Source organism: ANME-2 cluster archaeon, assembly GCA_014237145.1.
In the GTDB taxonomy this organism is placed as follows: Archaea; Halobacteriota; Methanosarcinia; order Methanosarcinales; family Methanocomedenaceae; genus Methanocomedens_A.
Map to the genome: position 1 here is coordinate 1 of JAAXOC010000107.1, position 15505 is coordinate 15505.

Annotated in this window: 18 protein-coding genes; 14 read left to right on the forward strand and 4 right to left on the reverse strand. The window is 45.8% G+C overall.

The features are described 5' to 3' along the window. The 4 genes from HF974_14650 to HF974_14665 form a co-directional block, all read left to right on the forward strand. Window positions 1–273 (forward strand): amidohydrolase family protein (locus tag HF974_14650; GenBank protein MBC2699538.1); only part of this gene is annotated, 273 nt, incomplete at its 5' end. Further along, window positions 263–715 (forward strand): universal stress protein, encoded by a 453-nt coding sequence (locus HF974_14655; protein ID MBC2699539.1) that lies wholly within the window; start codon window positions 263–265, stop codon window positions 713–715. The genes HF974_14650 and HF974_14655, both read left to right, overlap by 11 nt. Window positions 716–753: 38 nt before the next feature. Continuing rightward, window positions 754–1605: a CBS domain-containing protein gene (locus HF974_14660; protein ID MBC2699540.1), complete on the forward strand. Its 852-nt coding sequence runs from the start codon at window positions 754–756 to the stop codon at window positions 1603–1605. Between the two features lie 74 nt (window positions 1606–1679). Continuing rightward, window positions 1680–1853, forward strand: a complete 174-nt coding sequence (locus tag HF974_14665) for a preprotein translocase subunit Sec61beta (protein MBC2699541.1) — start codon at window positions 1680–1682, stop codon at window positions 1851–1853. 8 nt (window positions 1854–1861) lie between these two features. On the opposite strand, the gene HF974_14670 is transcribed toward HF974_14665, so the two are convergent. Together HF974_14670 and HF974_14675 are read right to left on the reverse strand one after the other, a co-directional pair. Next, window positions 1862–2413: an XTP/dITP diphosphatase gene (locus tag HF974_14670; GenBank protein MBC2699542.1), complete on the reverse strand. Its 552-nt coding sequence runs from the start codon at window positions 2411–2413 to the stop codon at window positions 1862–1864. Continuing rightward, window positions 2406–2978, reverse strand: a complete 573-nt coding sequence (locus HF974_14675) for a Kae1-associated kinase Bud32 (GenBank protein MBC2699543.1) — start codon at window positions 2976–2978, stop codon at window positions 2406–2408. Before HF974_14675 ends, HF974_14670 begins: the two co-directional genes overlap by 8 nt. A gap of 1214 nt (window positions 2979–4192) precedes the next feature. On the opposite strand from HF974_14675, the gene purH reads away from it, so the two are divergent. The 10 genes from purH to HF974_14725 all read left to right on the forward strand — a co-directional run bounded on the left by purH (window position 4193) and on the right by HF974_14725 (window position 13418). Beyond that, entirely contained in the window at window positions 4193–5830 is a 1638-nt protein-coding gene (gene purH, locus HF974_14680; GenBank protein MBC2699544.1) for a bifunctional phosphoribosylaminoimidazolecarboxamide formyltransferase/IMP cyclohydrolase, read from the forward strand. Between the two features lie 16 nt (window positions 5831–5846). Then, window positions 5847–6800 carry a hypothetical protein gene (locus HF974_14685; GenBank protein ID MBC2699545.1) on the forward strand — a complete coding sequence of 318 codons (954 nt, stop codon included), beginning with the start codon at window positions 5847–5849 and terminating at the stop codon, window positions 6798–6800. Window positions 6801–7067: 267 nt separating this feature from the next. Beyond that, window positions 7068–8000, forward strand: coding sequence for an ABC transporter ATP-binding protein (locus HF974_14690; protein ID MBC2699546.1), 933 nt, complete (start codon window positions 7068–7070; stop codon window positions 7998–8000). Further along, window positions 7997–9904: an ABC transporter permease gene (locus tag HF974_14695; protein MBC2699547.1), complete on the forward strand. Its 1908-nt coding sequence runs from the start codon at window positions 7997–7999 to the stop codon at window positions 9902–9904. The genes HF974_14690 and HF974_14695 overlap by 4 nt, the downstream gene beginning before the upstream one ends. Window positions 9905–10036: 132 nt before the next feature. Further along, on the forward strand, window positions 10037–10273 hold the full coding sequence (locus HF974_14700; protein ID MBC2699548.1) for a hypothetical protein: 237 nt from the start codon (window positions 10037–10039) through the stop codon (window positions 10271–10273). Between the two features lie 216 nt (window positions 10274–10489). After that, complete coding sequence (locus tag HF974_14705) at window positions 10490–10825, forward strand: hypothetical protein (GenBank protein ID MBC2699549.1); 336 nt, start codon at window positions 10490–10492, stop codon at window positions 10823–10825. Between the two features lie 105 nt (window positions 10826–10930). Beyond that, the gene (locus HF974_14710; protein ID MBC2699550.1) at window positions 10931–11302 is read left to right on the forward strand and encodes a hypothetical protein; all 372 of its coding nucleotides are present in this window, start codon (window positions 10931–10933) and stop codon (window positions 11300–11302) included. A gap of 144 nt (window positions 11303–11446) precedes the next feature. Beyond that, complete coding sequence (locus HF974_14715; GenBank protein ID MBC2699551.1) at window positions 11447–11896, forward strand: bifunctional nuclease family protein; 450 nt, start codon at window positions 11447–11449, stop codon at window positions 11894–11896. Between the two features lie 95 nt (window positions 11897–11991). After that, window positions 11992–13182, forward strand: coding sequence for an exodeoxyribonuclease VII large subunit (gene xseA, locus HF974_14720; GenBank protein ID MBC2699552.1), 1191 nt, complete (start codon window positions 11992–11994; stop codon window positions 13180–13182). Next, complete coding sequence (locus tag HF974_14725) at window positions 13179–13418, forward strand: exodeoxyribonuclease VII small subunit (GenBank protein ID MBC2699553.1); 240 nt, start codon at window positions 13179–13181, stop codon at window positions 13416–13418. Before xseA ends, HF974_14725 begins: the two co-directional genes overlap by 4 nt. Window positions 13419–13654: 236 nt before the next feature. Here the strand turns inward: HF974_14725 and ltrA are convergent, their stop codons facing one another. Beyond that, window positions 13655–14986: a group II intron reverse transcriptase/maturase gene (gene ltrA / locus HF974_14730; protein MBC2699554.1), complete on the reverse strand. Its 1332-nt coding sequence runs from the start codon at window positions 14984–14986 to the stop codon at window positions 13655–13657. Continuing rightward, entirely contained in the window at window positions 14983–15192 is a 210-nt protein-coding gene (locus HF974_14735) for a hypothetical protein (protein MBC2699555.1), read from the reverse strand. Before HF974_14735 ends, ltrA begins: the two co-directional genes overlap by 4 nt. Window positions 15193–15505 lie beyond the last annotated feature (313 nt).

The following is a 15505-nucleotide window of genomic DNA, read 5'->3' on the forward strand; positions in this document are numbered from 1 at the left end:
TTCTCTGAAATGGAATTCCTGTCTAAGGTATACAGGCTGGATGACAGACAGGTATTTAAGTTGTGCACGCTTAATGGAGCAAAAATACTTGGGACTGATGAGGATATAGGTTCAATCGTGGATGGAAAACAGGCCACTATCATGTTACTGGACGATGAGTCACCAAATTTATCCAATAGCAGTGACCCTGTTGCCAGCCTTGTCAGAAGAGGGAGACCTGACGACATCAAAGCAATAACAAATGGAAATGGAGGAATTATCCATGGAAAGTAGATTGTTTAAAAACATAATTCTTGCAACGGACGGTTCGAAATATTCTGGAAATGCTGTTGAATATGCCGTTGAGCTTGCCAAGATCTCCAGGGCCAGGATATCTGCCATATATGTAGTTGATACCGGGGCATTTGCCACCATACCCATGGACGCGGCATGGGAGAACATATATGAACTGTTGAAGACAGAAGGCAGCGAAGCAACCGGGAAAGTGGAAGCAGAGGCAAAAATATCAGATGTGGAAGTGGAATGCTTTGTTGTGGAAGGACATCCGGCAGAAGAGATTGTGAAATTATCGGAAACTATTCCGGCAGACCTGATCGTTATGGGTACCCTTGGTAAGAGGGGACTTGACAGGTTCCTGCTGGGCAGCGTGGCAGAAAAAGTTTCAAGGACTTCAAAAGTGCCTGTAATGATCGTCAGAGGGGAAAAACCCAGATAATAAAATATCGTCAACAGTCAAAATGGAGAGCTAAATTAATGCCAAATGTTACAACAGTTGATGACATCATGATAAGGGATGTTGCCTTTGCAACACTACCGGGATCTAGGGATGAAGTATTGGATATCCTGAAAAAAAAGCATGTGTCCGGTGTGCCTGTGGTCAAGAACGGTGATCTGGTCGGCATTGTGACCAGGACCGATCTTTTAAAGAACCCGGAAGAGGAACAGCTTGCAATCCTGATGAAAAGGGACCCCATTACTATTACTGCTGAAAAATCCATTGTACAAGCTTCAAGGATAATAACCGAATCAGGTGTCAGGAGACTTCCGGTTGTGGAGGGGAATACCCTGGTGGGGCTGATCACTATAGCGGATATTATCGGTGCTATTGCCGGTTTTAACATTCCGGACCCAATAGGGGACTTTATTGATGGCAAAGTTATCGTAGTATGGGAAAATACTCCTGTTTCCGTAATGGGAATGATTTTGGAAATGGCTGAGGTCAAAGCCGCACCTATTGTGAACGAGTCAAGAGAGATATTGGGTGTGGTCTGTGATAAAGACCTGATCAACATGAGCATTATCGAGGATTCTGTTGAGCATTCTGATATGTCTGCAGGTTCGGATGATGATGCCTGGACATGGGAATCAATGCGTGATACTATGAGTTTGTATTACAGCGTATCCAGGATCAAACTGCCGGATTGTTCGGTAAAGGATGCAGTGAAGTTAAAAGGTGAACCAATTTCCGTTGTTCCCAGCAATTCTATCAGCGAAACGGCCAGGAAGATGAAGCGTAATAATATAGACCAGATGCCGGTGATCTCTGCCAACAATAAACTTAAGGGCATGGTCCATGACTTTGACCTGCTTAAGGCATTGATATAATATTGTTCTTAAGATACCTTGATAAGCAATAAGGACGAATTACGGTAAATAATAGAATTGGAGGATGAATAACAGTGGGTAAAAAGAAAGAGTCACAGAGCGGCCTGATGTCATCGGCTGGCCTTATGCGTTATTATGAGGCCGATGAGACCACCTACCACATGGATCCGAAAATTATCATGATCGGTGGGGTGTTGATCGGTATTATATTACTTGTGTTAAATTACCGGTTCGGATTGTGGCCCTGAACTTTATCCTATTTTTCCTGTAGCCACCCGGCAAACTTTCGCATGGCATTACCCCTGTGAGATATCCGGTTCTTTTCATTGTCTTTTAGTTGACCGAAGGTGCGGTCATTGTACAGGAATATGGGGTCGTAGCCAAACCCATTCATCCCCCGCTCGTCAAAGGCTATGGTTCCCTCTACTTCGCCTGTGAATGTGTGAGGCTCACCGCCGGGCTCACAGTATCCGACAACTGTCCTGAACACAGCTTTGCGGTTGGTCACTTCTTCCATAAGTTTCAGGACGTTTCGGTTGCCCAGGTGGTCCTCCACATACCTGGAATATGGGCCGGGAAAGCCGTTCAGGGCATCGATGAATATGCCGCTGTCATCTACCATTACGGGCTTGTCCAGTTGCCGCGCACACCACCGTGCGCCATAGGCTGAGATTGTCTCAAGGTTGTCTGCCTGCAGTTCGGGATAGTCGCAGTCGATATGCGTTACTTCATACCCGATAGCACCCAGGATGTTACCTGCTTCTCTAAGCTTGTGGGCATTGCCAGTAGCAAAATATATTTTATGCATACCGTGCACGCCCCTTTATCTCTGTCACCCGCTCAAGCACAGGCCCTGCATCAACAAAGGTCTGGCTGTACCCCTGTGCAAACGCTGCCTTCATGGTCTCGTGGTCATTGTGGGTGCTCACAAATGTCTGGAACAGCACATGGACATCCACGCCCCTGGCCTCTACAGAGTTGTCGTGGAATGCCAGCCCGAAATCGATGAGGTACACCCTGTCGTCGTGCAGTATCATGTTGGAGGTGGTGAGGTCGCCGTGGATGATGCCGGCACTGTGGAGTTTGCCCACTACGGTTCCTATGTGGCGGCTCAGGTCCGGGGTGAGGATGTCCCTGACCTTCTGCCCATCGTTGTACTCCATTGTTATCTCGAAGTCCTCTGTGTCGTAGATAATGGGTGTGGGCACGCCCCTGCGTCTTGATTCCGAGATGATACGTGCTTCTGCCCTGGTGCGCTCCTGCTTGATTGTGCTGTCCAGGGCCTCAAGGCGGTAGCCTTTTGGCAGGCGTTTTTTGATTATCATGCCGTCCCTGAGTTCGATTGTGGCTTCTGCTCCCATGGCTAAGAACATGGGGAAGAGAATGGTTAAGATTGGTGATAAATGTGGTGATTTATAGGTTATTGGAGATTTTCATCAAATGTATGTGGAAAATTCTTCATCCTAATCTATTGATATTTAGTCAGTCATTGCCGTTAAATTACCGTTAAATTACCGATAAATTGCCGATAACCCGCTGACAAAGTATAAGCTCTGCCCCGCCTCGACGAATCCGTTATCTCCAGCCACCACTCTTCAACCCAGTCTCTCAGCAGGTTGCGTGCCATTCGCCGGGAGAGCCCAAGTGGCTTGGCCACATCGGAAGAAGTTATTAGCTCTGTCCTGGCAAAGAGGGATAGCACTACCCGCCCCCGTGGGTCAAGCCGCCGCAGGGCACCTCAGGCTCCAATACTTTCTCTATCATCACCCAGGCGCTGTGTCTCTTCCTTCAGTACTTTCGATCATATGTAGTTCCGAATGAAAACAATTTCTGTAACCTTTTCAGCGATTACAATCAATCAAATTCACGCACAACATTTATAAAAAAATGTTAATTGTTATAGTATTCAACCTTGATCTACTCCATGAACACCCAGATTCGAGCACATTTTTCTATAGCTCCCGCTAACCATATCCACGATTCTACCCTGATAACAACAATTGTCAGGAATCTGTCAAGAGAATTCGTAGCTTTTTAATTCGATCTTCATTATATTCCATCACTCTCTTCAACAATATTTCCATAGGAATTGCACACAACGATTCAAATCCATATCTAATAAACTGAAAAATATCACTACCAATTGCTGATTTTAATTCAGATGCAGTAATATCAAATCCTGCTTTTAGCACATTTAAAATATTGTACAATATGCACTGAAGTACGAAAATAAAAATCCGTACCACTGGAGAAATGGAACAAGTCCTTATCTTGAATTCATTTTTAACTCTGTAGCCAGTTTATATGTTCCACCGTTTCGGAAGTACTGTTGATTATTATAAAGTTTCAAAACAAATTATATATGTAATATTCACACTTGGATTTTTATTAGAACCTTATGTGCTAGACAGATGCTTCGGACAGAGCGAAGCAACGTCCGTGGTCGTTGACTTTACTTTTAAGATATTGAGATTCTATTCCCATTTATACTGAACCAGATATACATATTTGCAAAAGGCGGGTTTTATTCAAACACAAAATTTTTACACCCCTGATTATTAGAAACATTTATTTAACTTCTCCTCTTATCAAAAGCGGTGATTTATTGGTAAGCGTAAAGCGCGCTCTTCTCAGTGTATCAGATAAGACAGGAATAGCAGATTTTGCAAAAGCACTGGTTGATATGGATGTTGAGATAATTTCCACAGGCGGCACAGCCCGCTCCTTGCGTGAAGCAGGTATAACTGTGAGGGATGTATCTGACATAACTGATTTTCCAGAAATGATGGACGGCAGGGTAAAGACACTGCATCCCAGGATCCACGGTGGCCTGCTGTGCCTGCGGGATAATAGCGAGCATGTGGCACAGGCCCAACAACATGATATACAATTTATCGACCTGGTAGCTGTCAACCTGTATCCTTTCAGTGAGACGGTAGCCAAAAAAGATGTGACCCTGGAAGAAGCAATTGAGAATATCGATATTGGCGGGCCAACACTTGTCAGGGCCTCTGCCAAGAACTACAAATATGTGACCATTATCACTGACCCGGATGACTACTCCCACATCATAGCCGAACTCCAGGCAGACAGTGAGGTTTCCATTTCCACAAAGGAGGCACTGGCAGTCAAGGCATTCAGGCACACCGCAGATTACGATGCAGCCATAGACACATACCTGAGCCGTGAACTGGGTGGCGAGGATATCCTGAGGCTCAAGTACACCTCCGGGCAGACATTACGCTATGGGGAGAACTGGCACCAGTGGGCCAAATTCTATAAAGAGCCCGGAGTTGAGGGTGCGGCCCTGTCAAAGGCAGTGCAGCATCATGGCAAGGAGATGTCCTATAATAATTACGTTGATACGGATAATGCGATGCAGACCATACTGGAACTGGGTGATGATCCGGCCGCCTGCGTGGTCAAACACAACAACCCCTGCGGGCTTGCTACAGGTAGTACTCTGTATGATGCTCTGTCAGCAGCCTGGGACGGCGACCCCGTATCTGCATTCGGCAGTATCATCTGCATGAACCATACAATTGACCTGAAAACCGCACAATTCATGAAGGGCAGGTTTGTTGAAGTAGTCTTAGCTCCGGGTTTTGAACCTGACGCAATGGAGTTCTTAAAGCAGAAAAGCAAGGACCTGCGTATCCTGGAACTGCCCGGGATGCGCCAGGGTATTAAAGTGGAGAGCAAGCTTACTAACATCGTGGGGGGAATGCTTCAGCAATCCAGGAATATCGGTGTGTTCGAGAAATGGGATGTGGTGACAGAACATCCGTTCCCTGAATCCAAACTGGGACTGGCAGAGTTCTCAATGGTGGCATGCAAGCGGACCAAATCCAATTCTGTTATTGTGGCAGGGGAGTATTCACCGGGACGGTACATGGTGCTGGGTATGGGTGCGGGGCAGCCCAACAGGGTGGATTCCATCCGGAAACTGGCTGTGACCAAAGCCAGGGAGAATCTTGAGATCATCTATGAAAGGGAAAAGCCGGATGTACCTTTTGAGCAATACCTCAAAAATGTGATGTCTGAAACCGTGCTGTCATCAGATGCCTTCTTCCCGTTTGACGATAGTATTATACATTCTTCAGAACATGATATCAGGTACATCGTGTCCCCTGGCGGCAGCATAAGGGACGATGAGGTCATTGCCACCGCGAACCGGCTTGGCGTATCACTGGCATTCACAGGTATGCGCCATTTTAATCATTGACGTATGAGGAAAAAGCATGAAAGCTGAAAATGAAAATATTAAATATTACATTGGAATCGTTGCACTGGTAGCCATCCTGGTTGGCGTGCTGTTCATTACAAGTATGGAAGGAAGTGCGGTTGTGGAAATAGGTGATACCGTTCAAGTAGATTATACAGGAAAGCTGCCTGACGGGACTGTTTTTGATACTTCAGACCCTGAAGTTGCCGTGAGTGCAGGTGTCTACCAGGAGGGAAGGCCATATCAGCCACTTAAGGTGGTAATGGGGGCAAATACTGTCATTAAAGGTTTTGAGGACGGACTGTTGGGTATGAAAGAGGGAGATCGTAAAACGCTCAACATAGCACCCGAGGATGGCTACGGCCCCTCAGATCCCACAAAAATAGATGTTGTTCCACAGCTGGATGATATATCTGCCACCCAAACATTTGATCGGGTAATTGAGGTTCCCGTAATCCAGTTCAACATGACATTCGGTACTGAAAATGATGTGGGCGATACAGTTACTGTACCTGATAGTCCTATCAATCTGACAATTATTGAAATAGCCGATATTGTCAAACTGTCCTATGATATGGAGGTAGGGGACATGGTAGAGGGAGGACAAACACTGTGGCCGGATGAAGTTATAGAAGTGAACTCAAGTCATATCGTTATAAGACATAATGTTGAAGTGGGTGATATCATCCAGTTCCCGGAATCTCCCTGGAACAGCACCGTACTTGAGGTTACCGAGACCAATATAACCCTGCAGCATAACCCGGTTCCTGATGCTACAACATATATCACAAAACAGACCATGTTCGGACCGCAGCAGGTGCCCGTCCAGGTGCATTTCAATGAGACTGACATAATACTGGACAGTAACCATTTCCTGGCTGGTAAGACTCTGACATTCGAAGTCAAAGTTGTTGCTATTGAGAAGGCAAATACTGAATTGGTAAGTACTGAAATGGTAAGTATTGAATAGGCAGATACTGAACTGGTAGATACTGAATAAGCAGATACTGAACTGGTAGATACTGAACTGGTAGATACTGAATAAGCAGATACTGAATAGATAGGGGTCGGTTTTTTGGCTCCCACCCTTTCCTTTTTTTCAAATCACAGTGTAAAACCGATTTACACACTTGATCTGCCCACCTGGACAGAAGTGAAACTATTTTTTCAATCCAAAAGTTTAATTACCTATTGTAAACATTGTTAAATTGTTGAATTTAGGCTGTGCAGGGGAGCTATGGAGAAAATAATCGAAATAAAAAAGATATCCAGGACATTCGGGGAATTCAAGGCCCTGAATGATGTTTCCCTGGATATTGAAAAAGGAACCATTTTTGGGCTACTCGGACCCAACGGAGCTGGCAAGTCCACGCTGATAAAAGTACTTTCATGCCAGATGCGGCCGACTACAGGGTCAGCATTCATATCAGGGCTTGATGTGGTATCTGATAAAAAGGACGTGCTCTCCATTATTGGGCTGGTGCCTCAGGAGAACAGTTTCTATGAAGAACTCACAGTGACAGAAAACCTCAGGTATTTCGGTTCACTGTACGGCGTTGCGGTCATTGACATAAAAAAGAGGAGCCATCGTGTCCTGGAGATGCTCCGGCTTACCGATAAGAGCTCAAGCCGGGCCAGCACTCTGTCCGGCGGCATGAAGACCAGGCTTAACATTGCCTGTGCGCTGATACACAAACCAGAGGTACTCATACTGGACGAACCCAGTGTGGGGCTGGACCCTGTATCCAGGAAGGCATTGTGGGATACCATCAGGAAAGTGAACAGTGACGGCACCACCATACTTATCACCACCCATTATATGGAAGAGGCCGACCTGCTCTCTGATCGGATACTGATAATGCACAAGGGGAATATCGTTGTGGAGGGAACGCCTGAAGATCTGAAGAACACGGTGGGTAAGCGGGTCGTCCAGATCACAAGCTCGCCCGGTAACTACAACGCCCTCACTGATCGGGTGGATGCGCTGGAAGGTGTGGCGTCATGCGCTGTTGATGAAAAAGGACTGAAGATAACGCTCACGGACGAGCAGGCACTGGAGCATGTTATTGAAACACTTGAAGTGGGGGGCGAGCACATAACCAACATTGAATCCAACCGGCCCAGCCTGGAAGATGTATTCATTCATTTTGCAGGGGAGGAATGGCATTGACCATAACCTCTGTTATCAAAAAAGACCTGAAGATATATATCCGCCACCGAAAGACAGTACTCCTGATCTTCCTTACACCCATACTTATTATGATATTGATAGGGTCGATGTTCACAGGCGGTACTGACCAGGGTCTTAAGGATATCAGGCTGGGTGTCGGCGGAGGGTCACAACTGGGTGAGGAAATAATCCAGGAACTGAACGACAGCCAGATGTTCCTGATCACGACGGAGAACACAACCGACCCCACAGTTATCGAAGAGGGAGTAAGGAGCGGGAAATACAGTGCAGGTATCTTCATACCCATGGATGAGACCCAGGCAATAAAATTGTATATTGACAATTCCAGGGTCCTGATTGCCCCGGTCATATCTACAGTGTTCATGACCACCACTGAGAAGATGTCCTACGAACTTACCCTCGGATTTCTCAGCCGGCTCTGGGAAGAACTGGGTCAAATGGAGGCAAAACTGGATCCCTTGCAGGAAGGGGTCATTGCAATTAACAGCAGCATCATTTCACTTAACAGCAGTACCCAGGAAGTGATATCTGCACTTGATGAACTCAATGCGACCAGCCTGAATGCTTCGGTGGGCGAGATGGAACAGACCCTGCAGCAGATGAAGGTTGACCTGAACCAGACCGCTGCCGACATTAATGAAAGCCGCCTGGAGATCAGGCAACTGGATGAGAATGTGAGTTCCATCTACAATGATGCTGCCCTGTTAAGGAATGAACTGAAAGTGGTGGTGGATGATATCGATGCCACCGACGCCGCATTGCTGGACCTTCAGACTGGTTTGCAGCAGACCTATGGCCTCACATGCACTGTCGACCCGTCACAGCCGCAGTGCATCACACTGGCAGGTACTATCCAGCAGATCCAGGATACCAGAGGTCTGCTGCAGGAGCACACTGCACCTGTGATATCGCTGTACAACAGCCTTGACAACGTTGCCCGGACCAGTGCACAACTGCATGATAAACTGAACCGGACAGATGTCCGCCTTCAGGAAATGCAGGTGTCCATCAACAACTATACCCTTGAGATATCCAATATCAATGAGAATATTGCTGATATTAAGAATGTTGTGACTACTCTGGAGGATGTGAAAGACCAATCGGCAAATACCTCACAGCAGCTGGAGAATCTTTCCACTGGCATGGCTAACAGCACGGCTTCGCTGGTATCAGAGATCGAAAGGACCAAGGGAGTGATCAATGAGGTGACAACGAAATCGCCCACTACCATTGCCGCTCCTGTAACAATGGAAATGGAAAAGGTGTTTGAGGATAAGTCCCAGCTTGATTTTTTAATGCCAGGCATTATATCCATTGTGTTGATGTTCATATCGTTCATGCTGGCATCCATAACTATAATCCAGGAGAGGACCCAGAAAACCCTGGTACGCACACTGCTCACACCCCTGAACCTTGGGGAGTTTATCTTTGCCAAAACCTTTGCGCTGATACTCATTGCCCTGTTGCAGGGTATTATCATGATCATAGTGGCATTCCTGTTATATGGTGTGTTCATCCCTGTATCCCAGTGGGGAGCGCTGTTCCTTGTGATCCTGGTATATTCGGCATCCTTTATTGGTATCGGGATGGCGCTGGCCACACTGGCCGATTCCGAGAATACGGCCATGTTGATGTCCCTGGTGCTGAGCATTCCTATGCTGTTCTTGTGCGGCATGTTCTTCCCATTCGAAACTATGCCGCCACTGATGGCATGGCTGGGTAATGTCCTTCCCATCACCATGGGCATCAGGGCGCTGGATGCGGTACTGATATACCAGCAAGGGTTCGATGTGCTGGCAGGGCACTTAATGCCGCTACTGGGTTACGGCATAGCCGGGCTGGGGCTGGCGTATGTGCTGTTAAGGCGGGAAGTGATGGGGTGAGCATTTTAATCTGGCCTGTTTCATTTCTTAACAGGATACAGAAATACTCAGTAACCCTTCAATCTACTGATATTTTAAGTACAATTTTGTGAGCATATCGTTCATAGATACTCTTTAAATGAGGTCATAGTCATGGTGTACAAGATAGGCGGCACTGCAGAGCAGGAGGCTGCCAAATATATCAGGGAGCATGTGACCAAGCCAGTAGTGGGCTATGTGGTAGGGATAAGCATGCCGTCCGGCAAGACCATGGGCCATACTGGTGCCATTATCAGCGGGGCGGCGGGACTGCCAGGGAGAAGATCGAGGCGCTGGAGGGTGCGGGGGTTGTGGTGGCCGAGAGTCCGGGGGATGTGGCCGGGAAGATGAAGAAATAAATCTAAACGCGTCTGATATTTCAAGATCGTAATTATCCAAGATTTTTCACAAAAATTGATGATTCGGAGATTGAGGGTGTGAAGGAGGTGTTTGCCATCTCTGCATTTCCTTCAGTCATTTGTCCTTTGAGATACCGACCATCGTTACTGTGTCATCGTAAAGTACCAAAGCATAGATTTAATACCGAATAGTTAGGAAATAATTACCATGGAATATAGACATGCTAGACATTCTCTTCTTGATGATCAGATAAAAGGCCTGATCGGAGCTGGTTACTATTCGAATAAATCAGAACTTACGATAGATGCACTTCGATATTTGTTCTCCAGACGGCAGGATCTGAGAGTAGCATCTGCAGTTGAGTTATACCAGGAAGGAAAAGTGACATTGTCCAGATCCGCCGAAATTGCAGGCATGGTCAGTGAAGAATTTAAAGAGGTCTTAGCAGAAAAGGGGCTGAAAATTAAAGTGGAATCATTGAGTGATGAAGAATTTGACGAAGGCCTGAAACTTATCAAAGATATTAGAGTAACGAGTAAATGATACTTGTAGATACAAATATTCTCTCTACATTTGGAAAAGTTGGTAGGATCAAGCTGCTTTTTGACCTATTTCAAACTAAAATGTCTGTATCGTCCAATGTCTTTTGTGAAATATTACGAGAAGGGATATTTTTTTGCAGAGTCTGTTCTTGATTGTATCAAAAATGAATATATAGATGTTGTTGCCGTTGACCAGAATGATTTACCTTATATGTTAGGTCTTCCAAAATCTTTTGGGCCGGGTGAGCGAGACAGTATCGCAATGTGTAAAAGTAGAGGATATGTATTTCTCAGTAATGAGAAGAAAGTGTACAATTATTGTAAAAAGCACGGCATGCAATGTCTGTTGCTACCCCATATATTGAAATCGTTATGGAAAGAAAACATCTTGGATAAAGAGGATGTTGAAGAATTAATAACAGAAATCGAATCAAGGGACAACACCGTGATAACTGATAAGGATTCTATATTTAGTTAATATTAATAATTATACTCCACAGCTCTGCTGCGGTTGGGTGTGACGTCGCTACGTTTGACTTATACAGAAATCAGGTTGACGCCATAGCTGTGAATCAATCCCCCCTTAACAAACCTTTTTACATACTCCGGTAAATTATATTGCATGGACGAATTTATCCTGGCAAATGTGAAAGGTGTCTATATAATTAATACCGTACACGGCCCGACCCCTATGGTCATAATCTCTAATGAGGAAGAGGAGATCATGCCCATCTATGTGGGGATGGCCGAAGGTGTTTCCATTCATTCAGCCCTGAATAATGAGGTAACTCAAAGGCCAATGACCCACGACTTGATGACGACCATCATCGAACGTTTGGGCGCAACCATAACAGGTGTCCAGATAGATGAAATAGAAGATAGCATATATTATGCCCGGCTTACCTTGTCATATGATGGTTCCAGCATAGACATAGATGCCAGGCCCAGTGATTGCATCTCCCTGGCAGTGCGGCGGGATGTTCCAATAAAGGTCCGCAAGTCAGTATTCGAATCTTCCACGATATCTGAAGATGACCTGGATGGCTCTTTAACTATTGACTCATTCCTTTGAATTACTTTCACCCTGCTAACAAAAGTATCATACATTATCAATACAATATTACATGTGTGAATTTACTTGATTTTCAAGGCGGACCTGATGAGACTGTGATATATTCAGTTGGGGAACTCAATCATTATGTCCGGGATGTGATAGGCCGGGACCCCCTGCTCCACAGGATATGGGTAAAAGGTGAAATATCCAACCTTGTCAATCACGGGTCAGGACATAAATATTTCACACTAAAGGATAGGGGTGCCCAGCTTAGCTGCGTGATGTTCAGGAACTATTGCAAAAACCTGGCGTTTGAGCCCGAATCAGGAATGAAGGTACTGGCCCTTGGTGATATCGATGTGTATGAGGTCAGGGGTAACTACCAGCTTGTAGTAACTGCGTTAAAACCTGACGGGATAGGAGACTTGCACAGGGCACTGGAGATACTTAAGAAAAAACTCTCTGCACAGGGCCTGTTTGATGCAGAACATAAGAAGCTACTGCCACGTTTCCCGGGATGCATTGGCGTGGCTACATCCCTGACCGGGGCCGTGGTACATGATATCATCAATGTAACCAGGAGACGGTTTCCAGTGAACATTCTGGTATCCCCCACAATTGTGCAGGGTGAAATGGCAACCGAAAGTATTGTCAGTTCCATAGAACGCCTGAACCAGATGGATGTTGATGTAATTATCCTTGCCAGGGGAGGGGGTTCACTTGAAGACCTGTGGCCTTTCAATAGTGAAGCAGTGGCATGGGCCATATTTAATTCACATGTCCCGGTTGTATCTGCTGTGGGTCATGAGACTGATTTCACCATAGCAGACCTGGCTGCCGATGTAAGGGCACCCACACCGTCAGCCGCTGCCGAACTTGTGGTGCCTGACCGTAAAGAAGTGAAGAACCAGATAGATGCTGTTAAGTCCCGCCTCGTGTCATCGATCGAAAACCTGGTCGAACAGCATTCAAACCATCTGCAGCATCTCGAAAATAGTGTGGATGCCAGGCTTATTAGCCGCACAATGAACCAGTTTATGCAAAGGACAGATGAACTTGAGATGCGGCTAAAGAGCACTACTTACAGGGAACTTGAGAAACACCAAAAATTACTTGAATCAAGTGTCGGTAGGCTCAATGCTGTAAGTCCGCTGAATATCCTGAAAAGAGGATACAGTATTGTAAAGCATGACGATGAGATCGTAAGAACCGTCAAACAAGTACAAAAAGAAGATGCACTGGAGATACGGGTCGTTGATGGTAAGATATATTGTAATGTAAATAGTACGGAGGAAGACGTTTGACAGATAGCAGTAATGATACCAACATTGATGATACCAGGTTTGAAGATGCACTCCACGAGCTTGAAGTGATTATCAGGAAGATTGAAAGTGGCGAACATTTCCTTGAAGAAAATCTCGAACTTTTCGAGCGTGGAATAGCCCTCACCAGGCAATGCTCTTCGAAACTGGATGCTGCCACGCAGAGGATAAAAAAACTAGTAGATGAGAACGGGATTGAGGAAATGGGGATGGATTAATTCTGTGACTTTTTAATTTATTCTGGATAAATGGATCGTGGTAAAAAAGATCCACCGCAGAGGACACAGAGAGGTGCAGAGATGTATTGTGAGGTGTGTTGTTATTCTCTGCGTGCCTGTCGAGTAGAACCCATAGCGCACTTCTTATTGGAGTAATAGCCCCGAGGTTACTATGAGCCCCCTCACAGAACCGGACATGAAGATTTCCCTCATCCGGCTCTTCAGAAGCACATCCTCTATGGTTTCAGGTTATATAGCGAATGATATATCTTCGGCTTTGGGAGTGGATTAAATTGGATGAAACGATTAAACTGATCCCAGTTATGGCTTTTCCTCTGACTGCGCCTGTTTATCCATTTGAAGGCGAGACTCACGGTTTGATAGTAGAAGTTCTGTAGCCACCGTATGTTACCGCTCATACCGTAATACCGGTAATGTCCAAGCAACTTTAGCCCCAGCACCTTCCACCATTCTTTCAGTTCAACAAGATTTCGGATACTCTTTAACCATATATTCATATCCGTTATCTTCTGTCTGAACTTCTTACGTGACGTCTTCCGCCCAAGCTTGAACTTGCCTCTTCGGGTTTTATCGCAGAAGTGCGTAAAACCGAGAAAATCAAAGGTTTCACACTTTATGCCATATTTCCTTGCTCTTTGGCATGTGCATCGTCCGAACTCGAGAATCTTACTCTTTTCTTCAGAGATCGTAAGTCCGAATTCACCCATTCGCTGCCTAAGTGCAACTCCGAATGCTCTGGCTTCATTTTCCTTCTCGAAACAGACAACAAAGTCATCAGCATATCGGACAAGCTGGGCATAACCAGTTAGCTGTGGAATCACCTCAGTCTCAAACCACAAGTCCAGCGCATAGTGGAGGTATACATTAGCGAGTACGGGACTCAACACTCCACCCTGTGGCGTACCTTGATCCGTCTCACAGTAAACTCCCTCTTCCATTATGCCAGACTTCAGGAAACGACTGATCAACTGTAGCAAACTCGGATCCACAATTCTCTGTCTTAGACATTCCATCAATTGTTTGTGGTCTACTGTGTCAAAGAACTTTGAGATGTCCATGTCCACCACAAAGTTGACCGGAGCGTTCATGATGATCTTGTCTATCTTCTTAAGAGCATCGTGGCAGCTTCGATTGGGACGAAAACCATAAGATGTGTCTATAAAGTCCTGTTCAAAGATCGCTTCGAGAATCTTCTTTAACGCCATCTGGACGATCTTGTCCTCGATAGTCGGGATTCCGAGCGGTCTTTTATCGCCGTTTGGCTTCGGAATATAGACACGCAAGACCGGTTGAGGCTTGTACTGCTTTCCTTTAAGCCTTGCTACCAGGTCTGCGAGATTCTCATCCAGTTGTTCCTCGTATTCATTTACTGTTACTCCGTCAATGCCTGGAGATTTTCTTCTCTTTAACTCCCTGAAACATTCTTTTAGAAAATCATCTGTAAGTAAGTGTGCTAATGACGTAAACTTACAGTTCGGATCTTCCTTAGCTTTTAAAGCTATAACTGGTATAACTTTTAGAGTCTTAGACACCAGTTTTGTTGTCATCTACATTCCACCTCAGGGTGTGGTAGATGTGCCACGGATGTCATTCGCGCTCCTGTCAGTCCCTTCCCTTCACAGGCATTACCCTGCTTCATCAGTACTATGAACTGATCCGACTCCCAAGGCGTCATCTGCAATGTCTTACCGTTTATAGGCTTGAAATCGCATACTTCCTGATGAAGAACGCCCTGGGCCTCCCGAGTTCCCATAGTCTCCGTTTGATAACATGCTACGGTCTGAGACCCCGCTGGACTCACATCACCTTGCCATGTCGTTAAGCTCTCTGCTATATTCCAAGACCGGAGGTTTGGACTAATGGTGGTGCGAATGCTGCCTTCCGTTACACAGAGAACGTCGGCTTCCAGAATCGTCAGAATTTCGGGGCTTATAACCTTCACTTCCGTTGTGGCCTATTATCCCATCCCCCCAGCTTCACATCAGCCTGTTACCAGCCTGGGTGTGGGGTTCAGTTCTGAGGTGGTGGCTAGCCTTTCCTCAGGTTGGATTTGCACCAACTGGCGA

What these genes read in the sequence shown, in the direction of transcription:
- HF974_14655 (MBC2699539.1), top strand. Translation starts at nt 263, where the DNA reads ATGGAAAGTAGATTGTTTAAAAACATAATTCTTGCAACGGACGGTTCG.
- HF974_14660 (MBC2699540.1), top strand. Translation starts at nt 754, where the DNA reads ATGCCAAATGTTACAACAGTTGATGACATCATGATAAGGGATGTTGCC.
- HF974_14670 (MBC2699542.1), bottom strand. Translation starts at nt 2,413, where the DNA reads ATGCATAAAATATATTTTGCTACTGGCAATGCCCACAAGCTTAGAGAA.
- HF974_14675 (MBC2699543.1), bottom strand. Translation starts at nt 2,978, where the DNA reads ATGTTCTTAGCCATGGGAGCAGAAGCCACAATCGAACTCAGGGACGGC.
- HF974_14685 (MBC2699545.1), top strand. Translation starts at nt 5,847, where the DNA reads ATGAAAGCTGAAAATGAAAATATTAAATATTACATTGGAATCGTTGCA.
- HF974_14690 (MBC2699546.1), top strand. Translation starts at nt 7,068, where the DNA reads ATGGAGAAAATAATCGAAATAAAAAAGATATCCAGGACATTCGGGGAA.
- HF974_14700 (MBC2699548.1), top strand. Translation starts at nt 10,037, where the DNA reads ATGGTGTACAAGATAGGCGGCACTGCAGAGCAGGAGGCTGCCAAATAT.
- HF974_14705 (MBC2699549.1), top strand. Translation starts at nt 10,490, where the DNA reads ATGGAATATAGACATGCTAGACATTCTCTTCTTGATGATCAGATAAAA.
- HF974_14715 (MBC2699551.1), top strand. Translation starts at nt 11,447, where the DNA reads ATGGACGAATTTATCCTGGCAAATGTGAAAGGTGTCTATATAATTAAT.
- ltrA (MBC2699554.1), bottom strand. Translation starts at nt 14,986, where the DNA reads ATGACAACAAAACTGGTGTCTAAGACTCTAAAAGTTATACCAGTTATA.
- HF974_14735 (MBC2699555.1), bottom strand. Translation starts at nt 15,192, where the DNA reads ATGGGAACTCGGGAGGCCCAGGGCGTTCTTCATCAGGAAGTATGCGAT.